Annotated in this window: 8 protein-coding genes; 6 read left to right on the forward strand and 2 right to left on the reverse strand. The window is 43.6% G+C overall.

From position 1 onward, the window contains the following. The first annotated feature begins 291 nt into the window (after positions 1-291). From ABIO93_RS22580 to ABIO93_RS22600, 5 genes are all read left to right on the forward strand, one after another. Entirely contained in the window at positions 292-3,525 is a 3,234-nt protein-coding gene (locus ABIO93_RS22580) for a TonB-dependent receptor (RefSeq protein ID WP_348071895.1), read from the forward strand. A 40-nt stretch (positions 3,526-3,565) separates the two neighbouring features. After that, on the forward strand, positions 3,566-5,074 hold the full coding sequence (locus ABIO93_RS22585) for a RagB/SusD family nutrient uptake outer membrane protein (protein WP_348071897.1): 1,509 nt from the start codon (positions 3,566-3,568) through the stop codon (positions 5,072-5,074). 379 nt (positions 5,075-5,453) lie between these two features. Next, on the forward strand, positions 5,454-8,150 hold the full coding sequence (locus tag ABIO93_RS22590) for a heme-binding protein (RefSeq protein WP_348071899.1): 2,697 nt from the start codon (positions 5,454-5,456) through the stop codon (positions 8,148-8,150). Between the two features lie 137 nt (positions 8,151-8,287). Then, the gene (locus ABIO93_RS22595) at positions 8,288-9,184 is read left to right on the forward strand and encodes a TIM barrel protein (RefSeq protein WP_348071901.1); all 897 of its coding nucleotides are present in this window, start codon (positions 8,288-8,290) and stop codon (positions 9,182-9,184) included. A gap of 22 nt (positions 9,185-9,206) precedes the next feature. After that, entirely contained in the window at positions 9,207-10,076 is an 870-nt protein-coding gene (locus ABIO93_RS22600) for a TIM barrel protein (protein ID WP_348071903.1), read from the forward strand. Positions 10,077-10,080: 4 nt separating this feature from the next. On the opposite strand, the gene ABIO93_RS22605 is transcribed toward ABIO93_RS22600, so the two are convergent. Beyond that, positions 10,081-10,956, reverse strand: a complete 876-nt coding sequence (locus ABIO93_RS22605; RefSeq protein ID WP_348071905.1) for a DKNYY domain-containing protein — start codon at positions 10,954-10,956, stop codon at positions 10,081-10,083. A 367-nt stretch (positions 10,957-11,323) separates the two neighbouring features. Between ABIO93_RS22605 and ABIO93_RS22610 the strand changes: the two genes are divergently transcribed. Then, positions 11,324-12,679, forward strand: a complete 1,356-nt coding sequence (locus ABIO93_RS22610; RefSeq protein ID WP_348071907.1) for a hypothetical protein — start codon at positions 11,324-11,326, stop codon at positions 12,677-12,679. Between the two features lie 27 nt (positions 12,680-12,706). On the opposite strand, the gene ABIO93_RS22615 is transcribed toward ABIO93_RS22610, so the two are convergent. Next, on the reverse strand, positions 12,707-14,167 hold the full coding sequence (locus ABIO93_RS22615) for a tetratricopeptide repeat protein (RefSeq protein ID WP_348071909.1): 1,461 nt from the start codon (positions 14,165-14,167) through the stop codon (positions 12,707-12,709). Positions 14,168-14,225: the final 58 nt, after the last annotated feature.

The raw sequence follows: 14,225 nt of genomic DNA on the forward strand, positions 1-14,225 counted from the left end.
CATTTTATTCTCAAAGTATTTCAATCCTCATCAACGGTAATTACCTAACCCTTTCGGCATTGAATGACTCGACCGGATTATTGTGTAAAAACCGCAATTAGATTAAAACGATAAATATTAAAACTTTTTAAACAACAGCCACAACCGGCTATTCCTAACCCCCTTGAACAAGTATTCACCTAAAACCGGAACTATGGAACACAAAGCCACCTGACCTTACTCTCTTTCTCCGGCTATCCCGACAGGATCCACGAGAACCTCTGCTAATTTCTAAAACTAAAACTTATTCTTATGAATCAATTTCGACAATTCCCATATTGTGCCCGATTGAACTCCATGCTAAAACTCTCGGTAAGCCAGGTGCTGATCGGAGCGGCGTGTGGTCTCAATGCAATGGCCGATAATCATTTGGCCTTCAATCCTATTACCGAGAAAAATCACTCCATCGACCGTTCCATCAAAGGAAAAGTAACGGATGAAGCGGGCGAAAAGATACCAGGTGTCAGCATTGTTTTAAAAGGCACCACTGTCGGTACCGTTACCGATGCCGAAGGAGTTTATGCAATCAATGGCCCTGATGCGGGCGGAACACTGATATTCTCCTCTGTTGGTTTTCTTACACAGGAAGTACCGCTTGGCAGCGCTACCACAATAGATATCAAGCTTTTAACTGACTCCAAAGCCCTTTCCGAGGTAGTGGTAGTGGGTTATGGCAGCCAGTTGAAAAAAGAGATAACAGGCGCCGTGCAAACGGTTAGCGCAGCTGAGATAAAGGATGTCCCGGTTTCTCAGATTACGCAAAAATTGCAGGGCCGGCTTGCAGGCGTTCAGATCAACCAGACTACCGGTAAACCGGGACAGGGAATGACCGTTCGTATACGCGGACAATTATCTGTTACCGCGGGTAGCGATCCATTATATGTGGTTGATGGTTTCCCAATAACCGGAACGATTGGCGCAATAAACCCAGATGAAATTGAGGAAATCACAGTCCTCAAAGATGCATCATCGACCTCGCTTTATGGTTCGCGCGCTGCAAACGGAGTTGTGCTTATTACCACAAAACGTGGAAAATCAGGAGAAACAAGCGTTAGCTTCAACGCATTTTACGGAACTCAGAAGGTTCCAATGCACGGACGCGTCAAAATGCTTAACGCAACGGAATTCGCTCAATTCAAAAAAGAATTCTATGAAGACAACAATCAACCAGTACCAGCCGAATTCCAGAATCCATCGCAATACGAGGGAAAAAACAATGACTGGTATGATGCTGTACTGAGAAGAGCTCCGCTTCAGAGCTATAACCTGAGCATTACATCCAATAAAGAAAACATGCGTACTTCCCTCGTCGCTGGTATTTTCAATCAGGACGGGGTTGTTCTAAACAACAAGTACAAACGTTATTCGCTCCGGATGAATTCCGAATACAACGTAGGCAAAAAAGTAAAAGTTGGGTTTAACATCGCTCCACAGTATGTTTTCGACAATACACCGAGAACCGACGGTGACCGCGGAACGGGTATACTTTTCAATGCCTTGCATACCTGGCCGGTTATGCCTATTTACGATGCAGATGGTCAGCTAACCAAGTTCAACACATTCCCATCCAGTACAGGGAATATTTTCAATTATCCTAACTGGGTAAGAGCCGCCAATGAATTGGTCAATGAAACGAAAAGCACCAAATTGCTTGGAAACGCATACCTACAATACCAACCAGTAAAAGGGCTGACACTGAAATCGACGATCAATATTGAAATGGAGAATAACAAATTCTTCTTCTTCAACCCATCCACAGCGACCAGCTCGATCAACGTGCCCATTCCGACAACAGCAGTTTCGATCCGCCAAAATGTTCAGAATTTTTCATGGCTGAATGAAAACCTTGCCACTTATGTGCATAGTTTTGGTGACCATAATTTTGAATTGCTCGCAGGTTTTACGCAACAGCGTTTCCGTCAGACTTTTGATCGTCTGACCGCAAACACTTATGCCGACGACAGGCTTCCAACAGTACAGGGTGCATTGAACATTGACCGTGCCGGTAATTTCAACGTAAATGGTGTCTCAGGTTCGAATACCTTTAATGGTATTAACGAATGGGCCTTGACCTCATATCTGTCCCGTTTGTCTTACAACTACAAAGGCAAATACCTGCTAACGGCGGCTGTTCGTGCGGACGGTTCTTCGCGTTTCGGTTCTGAGAACCGTTGGGGTACATTCCCATCTGTTTCATTAGGCTGGGTTATTTCTGATGAAGAGGTGCTGAAAAGTATGCCTAAAATCTCATTTGCCAAAGTACGTGCCAGCTATGGTGTGATTGGAAACAATAACATTGGTAACTATACCCAATATGCACTGGTTAACAACACAACTAACGCAGTTTTTGGAAACACTGTTGCCACTGGCGCAGTAGTAACCTCTCTGTCTAACAGCAACCTGGGTTGGGAAACAACAAAGCAATTCGATCTTGGTCTTGATCTGGGTCTATTCAACGATCGGATTCAGTTTGTGTATGATTTTTATACCAAGAACACCACGAACTTGTTGTACGCCGTGCAAATTCCTCAAGAGGCCGGTTTTACTAACTTCAACGATAACATTGGCGAGATCAAATTCTGGGGACATGAATTTTCACTTACCACCCGTAATCTGGAAGGTAAACTGAAATGGACAACCAATGCCAACATTTCGATCAACCGTAATAAGGTTCTTGAACTGGCGCCCGGTATCGACCGTGTATATGGATCTTTCCACATCACACAAGTTGGTCAGCCATTTGGCCAGTTCTATGGCTTGGTAAAGGAAGGATATTACACCAGCGCCGAAGATCTTAAAAATTCTCCCGTGATTCCAGGTCGCTCGGCCATTGGTACCATTAAATTGAAAGACGTTAACGGCGACGGCGTCATTACAAACGGAGGTGACGCAGATGACCGGACTATCATCGGAAGTCCGTTCCCTAAATTTACCTATGGATTGACAAACAATTTGAGCTATGGAAATTGGGATTTATCAATTACGGGATCAGGTTCTTATGGCAATCAGCTTTGGGTGCGTCACATATATAGTACTGCCAACCTGGATGGTGTATTTAACATGGTGGCTGGCGTTAAAGACCGATTCCGTGTTCAAAATGCATTGGTTGATGGAAAACAGGTTGCAACTACTGTGATTAGCCAAGGAAGCGGAAGGTATGGGGCGACAAACAACGGTGGAAACTTTACCGGTATTGAACGCGACTGGAACAGTACTCAATTCCTGGCCGATGCTTCATTCTTTACGATCAAGAATATTACTTTGGGTTACAGTATTGGTAAGGTGAATAAATTCTTCAAATCTGCCCGTCTCTACGCATCTGCACAGCAGGTATACGTATTTACTAAATATTGGGGCGGCCCTAATCCCGAAACCAGCGCACAAGGTGACGGCCAGGGTGACGGTGGTAACCTAAGCCAGGGTGTTGATTTTTCAAGCTATCCAGTTCCTCGCACTTGGACAGTGGGTGTTAACCTGAACTTTTAAGCCCGACCGTAATCAAACTCATTCTTAATTCCAATTAGATATGAATAAAAAATATATAACAACCTGCCTTTTAGCACTGGCGATGACTGGTTGTAACGATGAATTCTTGACCGTTGTGCCTGAGACAGCACTCAGCTCAGCAACGTTTTTTGTAAAAGAGGCCGATTTTCAACAAGCTGTAAATGGCGCTTACGAGCCTTTTCGCCAAATGTATAACGAGCGCGCATGGATACTAGAGGAAATGCACTCCGACAATTCATATTACGCACGTAACACGCTTTACGGCGCTGTCGATCCAACGGAAAACGTGGCAGATTTCGCAGTTCCGACTTCTGGGGGCGTGACGGCAAATGATAACGTTTTGGTTCAATATCGTCTCAACTATCGGATTATCGCCAGAGCAAATCAAATTCTGGCTTCCATTGACGCCATCGATTTTGCTGCTGCTTCTAAAAGCAATTTAAAAGGACAAGCCTTATTCTTACGCGCTTTTGCTTACTTTGACTTAGTGCGGTTATTCGGAAAAGTTCCTCTGCATTTACAACCTGTTACAGGTCGCGAAGATGCTGCATTGCCACTATCAAGCACCGAAGAAATCTACGCCCAGGTTGAAAAGGATGCGAAAGAAGCTAGCACATTGCTTTTAAACAAAGCAAAACAAGAAGGAGGCCGCGCGACATCGGGTGCTGCAAAAGTGGTACTTGCCAATCTTTACATTACTCAGAAGAAGTGGGCGCTGGCAGAACCATTGTTGAAAGATGTGATCACAAACGATGGATATAGCCTGATGCCGGACTATGCTAATGCTTTCTCGACGACCACTGCAAACAAGAACAATGCAGAGTCTGTTTTTGAGATCCAGTATATGGAAGGTTCGGCCGGATACAATGGTAACCAGATCTACCGTTTCATTCCATCGCCTATATCTGCTGCTGAAATCGCACCGATCACCGGTACGTCAAATCCGCAGCCAACTTCTCAGGAAAGTAACAACATTCCAACCCCTGATTTGATCGCAGCTTATGAGGCTGGTGACAAGCGGAAGGACATTTCCATAGGTATGGTTACATTGAGCGGCAGTCTTGCAGAAAATAAGGTTTATCCTTATATCAAAAAGTACGCAAAAACGCACTCATTGCACAACAACACAGGTCAAAACTGGCCAGTGTACCGTTACGCGGAAGTGTTACTGTTCATGGCAGAAGCATTGAACGAGCAAGGCAAACCAGCGGAAGCTGCTACTTACCTGAACCAGGTGCGTACGCGTGCAGGACTTGCGGCTACCAAAGCTGCCTCACAAGCGGATATGCGCGAAGCGATCTTCAAGGAAAGAAGAGTTGAGCTGGCATTTGAAAACAAACGCTGGTTTGATTTGACAAGAACCGGTCGCGTGAAGGAAATCATCGGAGCTTACGGAGCAAAAGTGAAAGCCAATCCACAAGCTTACTACTTCCCAAAAGGAGCAGTTCCTCCACCAAATGCATTCACAGTATTGGACGACTACTATGGTCTGCCAGCCGTTGAATCAGCATTAACGCCGCATTTTTGATTTGAATTAGGTAGTGAATTTTGAATGAGTGAATGAGCGAATGACTGAATAATTGACTTTGTGTTCAATGATTCATGAGTTCAATCATTCACTCATTTTTCACTTCAGATCATTCACCCATTCATCCACCCACCCATTCACTCATTCATTCATTCAATCATTCAATCATTGAAAATCCCGACACAACAGGATAGTCTCGTCATGCATTACCTCTAATATTGTAGTTATCAGATTATTTAAAGTTTTAGTTAGTTTTATTTAAGATATTAGTAATAAAAATACCTGCGAAACTTTACTGAATGAGCGAATAATCTATTATCAATGCATGGTCTGTCAATCAATTTTATCATTTATAATTACTTAAACTCTGAGCTGTAAAATGTACACAAAAAAACAATGGTTAAAACTTCCAATGACGCTTGCAGTGCTTCTGGCTGTGGGCGTTTTCTGTGGAGTGATGCTGAGTAACCGAACCGCCAAACATCGTCCTCCCGGCTCAAAGGTTGACAAACTGAAATTACCCGAAGGTTTCAAAGCGGAACACTTGTACAGCCCTTCCGAAGCAAAGAATGGGTCGTGGGTTGCTATGGCATTTGACAATAAAGGCCGGATGATCACATCTGACCAATATGGATTTTTGTATCGGCTGGAATTGCCTCCTATTGGTTCAACAGCCGCTCCGAAGGTAGAAAGACTAATCGTAGGCGATAAATCTGATACCGCCAAAGTCAATTTAGGCGCTGCACAGGGATTGCTTTATGCATTCAACAGTCTTTATGTTGTTGTCAATAACAGGTCCACTGAAAAAATCCCAAATGGCAGCGGTGTATATCGTTTGCAGGATACCGACAATGACGATCAGTTTGATAAGGTGACGCTACTGAAAGCCACAAAAGGAGAGGGGGAACACGGCCCGCACAGCATCATTCTGTCTCCGGATAAAAAATCTCTTTTCGTGGTGGCAGGTAACCATACCGATCTGCCAACAATGGATTCTTACAGACTGACTCCTAATTGGAAAGACGACAATCTTTTCCCGTTGATCAAAGATCCACGCGGACATGCCAACGATAGAATGGCTCCTGGTGGCTGGATTGTTCAAACAGATCCGGAAGGAAAAAAATGGGAATTGATGACTGCTGGTTTCAGGAACCCATACGATATTGCATTCAATGAAGCAGGTGACCTTTTCACCTACGATTCTGATATGGAATGGGATTTCGGTCAGCCTTGGTACCGTCCCACAAGAGTATGTCACGCGATTAGCGGGGGCGAATTCGGATGGCGGACCGGATCAGGTAAATGGCATCCTTCATTTCCAGACAACTTGCCTGCAATACAAAATATCGGTCAAGGCTCACCAACCAACCTGATATATCTTAAAGATGCCCGTTTTCCAGAAAAATACAAAAATACGTTACTCGCATTTGACTGGAGTTTCGGGATTATGCACGCATTGCACCTGAAACCAAACGGATCTACTTATTCCGCTGAACACGAGGAGTTTATTTCGGGCTCGCCGCTACCACTTACCGACGGACAAATTGGTCCTGATGGCGCACTTTACTTCCTGACAGGTGGTCGCCGCCTCGAATCGGATCTATATCGTGTGTACCATAAAGACTATCAAAAAATCGCGGCTGGCTCAAACGTGGTTACCCCTGTAATTACGCCTGAACACAAGTTGCGTACCGAATTGGAAAAATTCCATGCCAAACAAGATCCGAAAGCAGTAGATACTGCCTGGCCAAATCTGAAACATCCGGATCGTTTTGTTCGCTACGCAGCTCGTATCGCCATCGAACATCAGCCGGTTGACCAATGGAAATCGAAAGTTTTGGCTGAAAAAGATCCACAAACTTTGATCTATGGCGCATTGGCATTGGCTCGGCAGGGAGATGCAAGTGTAAAAAATGATCTTTATAAAGCACTTACGAAGATCGATTATGCCAAGTTAACGGACGCTAAAAAAGCAGATCTACTCAGAACATTTGAGGTTGCATTGTTCCGTTTCGGTCAGCCTGATGCTGCCACCAAAACAGCAGTAGTAGCTTATTTGAATCCGAACTATCCTGCAAAGTCACCTGAAATCAACCGCTTATACAGCAAATTACTGGTGTTCCTTGAAGTTCCTAAAACAGCTGAAAGAACATTGGCGTTGTTGAAATCGGAGAAATTTGAAGACAAGGACAACATTCCTGCCACTGCTTCTTCCGACCTGATCCTTAGAAACCCGCAGTATGGTTTGGACATTGCTGGCTTGTTGGCGAAACTTCCTCCGGCGCAGCAGACTTTCTACGCAATGGTATTGAGCGGTGACAAAACCGACTGGACACCCGCTTTGCGCGACGAGTACTTTAAATGGTTCAATACTGCTTTCGGCTTCAAAGGCGGGAGAAGTTATATCGGTTTTATTGACAAAGCACGCCAGCGGGCTCTGACTCACGTACCGAAAGATAAATTTGAATACTACAATGACCTTTCTGGCGCTAAGTTACTGACAGCCAATGGAAATGACATTGCTAATGCGTATTCACCAAAAGGACCGGGACGTCAATGGAAAGTTGATGACGCTGTGAAACTGGTTCAGGATAGTCTGAAACATCGTGATTTTGATCGTGGCAAGCTGATTTTCTCAGCAGTTATTTGCGATAAATGCCACACCATTCAAGGTGAAGGTGCGGATGTTGGCCCTGAACTGACACAGTTAGGCACACGTTTCAGCGCGAAAGATATGCTGGAAGCGATTATCATTCCTAATAACGCTGTGTCTGACCAGTATGCTTCAACCATATATACGTTGAAAGATGGTCAGTCGGTATTGGGTCGCCAGATGAATGAAGATGCTAATTTCTATTACATCGCTCAAAATCCTTTTGACTCAAAAACGATCCGCAAAATCGGCAAGAAGACAGTGGCGTCGACGAAAACTTCTCCTGAATCGATCATGCTTCCAGGCTTGATCAATGGATTGAACCCGAACGAACTGAGAGATTTGGTTGCTTACCTGATGTCGGGAGGTAACAAAAACAACCCGATTTACACCGAATCTTCCGCTCCAAAAGGGGGAAAATAGATCGTTTTATTTTTGAGTAGATTATAGTTTATTAAGCTTAATATAGTGGTGCTGCGTGTTGATCGGCTGCTTTTCCCAGCAAAACCGATCCGGTAGCATCACTATTTTTTTTAACCAATTCAGTAAGAAATCAACGAATGAACAAAGTTGCGAGCAGACGTTCAATTCTCAAAAAGGTAGTAGCCGGTACCGGTATGCTGACCTTCCCAATATCTTTATCAGAAGCATTTGCAGCTTCCGAAAAAGCATTGGGCCCCAAACTCAATGGCAAGATCAATCATTCTGTTTGTAAGTGGTGCTATGGTAAGATACCACTGGACACATTTGCACAGGACTGCAAGAAAATAGGATTGAAATCCATTGAATTGCTTGGACCGGAAGAATGGCCGGTTATCAAAAAGTATGGACTAACCTGTGCATTACCCTGGGGTGAAGGCCTGACCAAGAGCATTGATAAAGGGTTCAACGACCCGGCCAACCATGATGAACTGGTAAAAGGCTTCGAAGACGTGATTCCCAAAGTCCGGGCTGCCGGTTATGATAAGATCATTTGTTTTTCAGGAAACCGACGCGGCATGTCCGACGCTGACGGGATGAGAAACTGCGCGGTTGGGATAAAAAGGTTAATTCCAATTGCAGAAAAGCATAATGTAACGCTCGTTATGGAACTGCTCAACAGCAAAGTCAATCACCGTGATTACATGTGCGACCGGACAGAGTGGGGGGCTGCGCTCTGCGAAATGATCGGTTCCGAAAAATTCAAGTTGCTTTACGATATCTATCATATGCAGATTCAGGAAGGTGACGTGATCGCAACCATTAAAAAATATCATAAGTACATTGCGCATTACCACACTGGCGGTGTACCGGGAAGAAACGAAATCGACGAAACGCAGGAATTGTATTATCCTTCGATTATGAAAGCGATCATAGACACCGGGTACAAAGGTTTCGTTGGCCAGGAATTTATTCCGAGCCGGAAAGATGACCTTGCGTCATTGAAACAAGGAGTCACCATTTGCGACATAGCCTGACACATTTATCCTTTACAGAATCATGTCAAACAGACGTACCGCATTAAAAAATATAGCCGCGAGTACCGCCGGCATACTTTCTATATCCGAAGTTTTTGCCGCCACTGAAAAAGCACTCGGCCCAAATCTGAAAGGTAAAATCAACCACTCCGTATGTAAATGGTGCTATAACAGCATTCCGCTGGAAACCTTTGCGCAGGAATGTAAAAAAATAGGAATTTCTTCGATCGAACTTCTTGGTCCAGCTGACTGGCCGATCCTTAAAAAGTACGGCCTCACTTGTGCCCTGCCAAATGGTGCAGGTATGGGAATCGAGAAAGGATTTAATGATCTCGCCAATCATGACGAGCTTGTGAAAAGTTACGAGGACATTTTTCCAAAATTAAAAGACGCCGGGTATACAACGGTCATTTGCTTTTCGGGAAACCGTCGCGGTATGTCCGACATTGACGGTATGCGAAATTCGGCGATTGGATTGCGGAGACTGATGCCGTCGGCTGAAAAGCATGGCGTTACCATGATCATGGAGTTGCTCAACAGCAAAGTCAATCACAAAGATTATATGTGCGACCACACATCCTGGGGCGCAGGTCTTTGTGAAATGGTAGGCTCTGAAAATTTCAAATTGCTTTACGACATTTATCACATGTCGATCATGGAGGGCGATGTGATTGCGACGATCAAAAAGTATCATAAGTACATTGCCCATTATCATACAGGCGGTGTTCCGGGAAGAAACGAAATCGATGAAGGTCAGGAATTATATTATCCGGCCATCATGAAAGCAATTGCCGAAACAGGTTTCAAAGGCTTTGTAGCTCAGGAGTTTATCCCAAAAAGAGAGCCGATCGCTTCATTGAAACAATGTGTGGAGATCTGTGATATTGCCTAATTTCTTAGTCTTCGAACACGATCTTTTCATTTGTACAATATTTGCAACGCTTACCATTTGGAAATGTAGTCGGGTCCGTATTTGGGATCACGATGTCCCAATGGTAAGCTTGCTTTTTGTCCCGGCTGCAATGCGATTCCTCATTCAGGATTTCGAAAGTGCTAGGATCAGAGTCGGGGAGAGGCTTACCCCGCCAAAACACGTGTTGCGAATCGGAGGTATAGAAAGCATTTAAAACTTTAAAACTCGACGGTTCCGCATTGGGTACTTCCTGTAATTGAGTACTTTCCATTAGATAAACTTTGGACTTATCCATTGAATACCCGTGAGCCAGCGGCTTGAAACTTTCAGCATCCGCACCTGGAATTCTCGTATCATTGGCAAGAATTCCTAACTGGTCCTTGTAATAAGACGAACCTCCTGATTGACCTATCAATTTAAATGACGCGGGATCGTCCGAGATAATTTTATCAGACCAGTAGACATGCTTGCAATCTTTGTGAACATTGTCGTCAATGAATTCAAAATGATCCGGATCGTCTGACAAAATTTGGTTCAGGTAAAATACATGATCCTGGTCACGCGAAAAATAGCCTTTTAATCTGACAAGGGACGAAGCATTCGCATTACTGATAAGCTTGCCTTCAAAATAGACATGTTGTTTATCCTTTCCATAGCTGCCTTCGGGGAATCCTTGCTCATCCAGATTTTTGAAAGATTTTGGATCAGCCCCAATCAATTCTATGGCCGGTCCGCTGCTAAGACCTCCGAAATAGTAAACCTTGTCATCGCTGATATGATAACCGCTTTTTGAAAGCATTCCCGGTTTGCCATCTGAACATGAAAAGAGGAAATTGAAAACCGTAGAAACTATACTCATTATGAATGCTTGTTGGACAATTGTCTTTATCGAACTCATTTTCAGCATCTTGAAATTTATGTAATGATACCAGCTTTCATTCAATATTCTAAAACCTGTTGATTTAACGGACTAAGGATGATGAAAACGAGCATTTAAATCATAATTTAAGTAAATTTCAAAAAGGTAGTTTAGATTTACTGTTGGTCAAATTGGTCTTGAAATTACTGAAAAGCAACATCTTACACACAAAACAGCTCAATCTAATCCCTCTTAGATTTAAACGTAAGCATGATCCTGACCATAGGCACGGTATATCCAAATCTCGCGGCTATGTGATTTGTGTCAAATCCTGAATTCGATATATATTTGTTGTATAATTTATATTATGTTAAATAGACTTTCTGACAACACGAATCTAACCTTTCTTACCTTATTGGTCTTTCTTCTGGTAGCACTATCCAGACTTTATTATGTGGAGCACTTTGCAGTGCCGTTACCTTATTGGGATCAATGGGATGCCGAAGGAGATTTTCTATTACGACCGTGGATCCAAGGAACATTGAAACTGTCAGACCTATGGCAGCCTCATAATGAACACCGGATATTTCCCACCCGCGTGCTGTCTCTCGTGATTTTTGAAATCACCGGTTCCTGGAACAACCTGACCGAAGCTCGTTTGAATATTCTCCTGGCGGCCGCCATCCCGGCCTCACTGGTTTGGTTGCTGCATCGGCACGGCGCATTGTTTGGCAAAAGATATTTCTTGCTCATCGTGATCATTGCGCAATTCGCTTTGCCTTTCTCTTTCGAAAATTTGCTCATCGGATTTCAGAGCCAATTCTATTTTCTGATCCTGTTTACAGTAACCTCCATTAGTCTCGCTACATTCCATCCCCGCAGCATTTTTTCCATTGTAGCAATATTGATACTTTCAGTGGTCAGCGTCCTAACAATGGCTTCCGGTCTTTTGACTCCATTGGCAGTTGCGTTGGTGTATCTCTTAAACTGGTATTTAAACAAGACAAATTCGCTACCTAATACATTGATTATTAATGCCCTACTGATTGTCATTGCTGCCAGCGGATATTTGTTATTACCTCAAATAGCTGCTAATCAGGTATACCGCGCAAGCAACTTGTCGGAACTAAGCAGCGCTGTCGGCTACATTCTCAGCTGGCCCATTATCGGTAGCCCCTTACCTGCCATTGTGTTATGGCTACCGGCGGTCATCGTAATTCCAATGTTGACATTTTATAAAAAACTAAATCGCATCGATTTATTGATGGCCGGATGTTTTGTCTGGTCCCTCTCCCAGGCGCTTGCCATTGGCTACGGCCGTGGACAGGAACTGACCGAAGTCGCTTCGCGCTATACCGAGTTATTCAGTTTGGGACTTATCGGTAATGCATGGTTTGTGATACGAGCCATTGAAACATTAAGTAACCGATGGTTTCAAATTTTACTACCGATTTTCTTTGCTATTTTCCTTGACGGGCACATGACCCATTACAGTTATGACATGCACGACATTCGTAGAAATTATCGGCTATCCCTCATTCAAACCGCCAATGTTTCCAAGTACTTGAAAACTAACAACAAATCGTATTTACAACAACCAAAATGGCAAATCCCCTACCCTGACCCCGTCCGTTTACAGCAACTCCTGGACAACCCTACCCTACGCGAAATCCTGCCGCCATCCATCGTGCAGAAACAAAAAAGCGGCGTCAGAGTGAACTGACGCCGCTTTTTAAGGTATTCTTACAGACTATTGCTCATCAACACAAGCAACACCTTTGCTCGTAAACTGCTCCAAAACGCCGTTTACAGTGGTCAGGTTTTCCTTAGCTTCTGCTTCGTCTTTTGCCTGAATCGCTTTTTCGAAATATGGCTTAGCTTTTCTGAATTTTCCACACACACGGCCTTCCACTTCTTTGCCACGTTGCTGATACTCAGTCATGTTCATATTATCGACTTCGCCTTTCAATTGAACAGCTTCGTTGAAATAGAAAACACCAAGGTTGTACAACGCATCGTAGTTGGCAGCGTCAATTTCCAATACTTTTTTGTAGTTAACAATTGCCTCTTTGCTAGCTGACGCCTGTTTTGTTTTCAACTCAGCCAATTCTTTTTCAAGAGCTGCTACGTCATTACCTTTTGAAGCATCCTGAGCTGTTTTAACGTCAGCTTCCATTTTAGCAATGGCTTCTACCGTTTCCTTTTTCTTTGCATTAACATCCGCCAGCTGGCGTTTCAAATCCGCATTTTTTGGTTGCTTTTTGATTAATGCGCTGATACGCTTCACCTCACCATCAAAAACCTCAATTTTCCCTTTTTCACTTTCCAGGTTTTTAGCCAAGTTAGCAGCTTTACCACCACCTGATCCAAGCTTGTTCTGGATTTCTTTAATTTTCTGAGTGGCTTTGGTGCTGGTGTTATCGTAAAGAATAGCCAGGTTCACAATGTTTTGCGCATTAGTAGGATCGCTTTTTGTCAAAGCAGTCAACTCGTTGATCGCTTGATCTTCTTTACCGGAAGCCAACAAAATGTTAACCACCTCTGCTTTAAGATCCTTGTTACCAGGAGATTGAACCAAACCTTTGTTCAAAGTTTCGATCGCTTTGTCAAAATTGTTTTCTCCGCGATACAGCTGTGCGAGACCGTAAAACACACTAGGGTCTTTACCTCCGTTTGCAGCATATTTCTCGAATTGCTCTTTCGCAACATCCTTTTTGTCAAGTTGCTGAGCAGCGATACCACCATATAAAGAAGCCAACGTGTCCTTTTTGTTGATTTCCTGTGCACCGATAAACATTTCCAAAGCACCGCTCAGGTTTTTAGCCTGATATTTCTCAGCTCCCTGCTTTACAAATGCATTGAACAATTGCGTTCCTTCACCGCCAGCAATGACATTCTGTGCTTCCTTTGCAGATTTACCTGGTTCACCCTTTTTAGTGACATCCAGTTCAACCACCTTTTTGTAAGCTTCCAAAGCTGTTTTCGCTGCGCTTGAATCCACTTCTGATCCTTGTAGAGCAATGTTTTCATAAAGTTTAGCTCTTTCCAGCCAAAAAGCGGCCTTTGCACTACTCTTTGCATCGGTTACATCCTTATCACTTTTTTCTTTATCCTTACGATATTGATCTACCACGGCCTTATTAACAGCATCCTGCGCAAACGCAGCCATACTGAAAAGGCTAAGTGCAGAAACAAAAAACAGTTTTTTCATAAATATTAAACTTTGGTTGTGATTGATTGTTCGTTCGCTAAATATAAATCAATTAATA

The organism is Dyadobacter sp. (genome assembly GCF_039919315.1).
Taxonomy (GTDB): domain Bacteria; phylum Bacteroidota; class Bacteroidia; order Cytophagales; family Spirosomataceae; genus Dyadobacter.

Bases quoted from the DNA above. Each gene is read 5' to 3' on its own strand.
- ABIO93_RS22610 (WP_348071907.1), top strand. From the start codon at position 11,324: ATGTTAAATAGACTTTCTGACAACACGAATCTAACCTTTCTTACCTTA.
- ABIO93_RS22590 (WP_348071899.1), top strand. From the start codon at position 5,454: ATGTACACAAAAAAACAATGGTTAAAACTTCCAATGACGCTTGCAGTG.
- ABIO93_RS22585 (WP_348071897.1), top strand. From the start codon at position 3,566: ATGAATAAAAAATATATAACAACCTGCCTTTTAGCACTGGCGATGACT.
- ABIO93_RS22605 (WP_348071905.1), bottom strand. From the start codon at position 10,956: ATGAGTATAGTTTCTACGGTTTTCAATTTCCTCTTTTCATGTTCAGAT.
- ABIO93_RS22600 (WP_348071903.1), top strand. From the start codon at position 9,207: ATGTCAAACAGACGTACCGCATTAAAAAATATAGCCGCGAGTACCGCC.
- ABIO93_RS22595 (WP_348071901.1), top strand. From the start codon at position 8,288: ATGAACAAAGTTGCGAGCAGACGTTCAATTCTCAAAAAGGTAGTAGCC.
- ABIO93_RS22580 (WP_348071895.1), top strand. From the start codon at position 292: ATGAATCAATTTCGACAATTCCCATATTGTGCCCGATTGAACTCCATG.
- ABIO93_RS22615 (WP_348071909.1), bottom strand. From the start codon at position 14,167: ATGAAAAAACTGTTTTTTGTTTCTGCACTTAGCCTTTTCAGTATGGCT.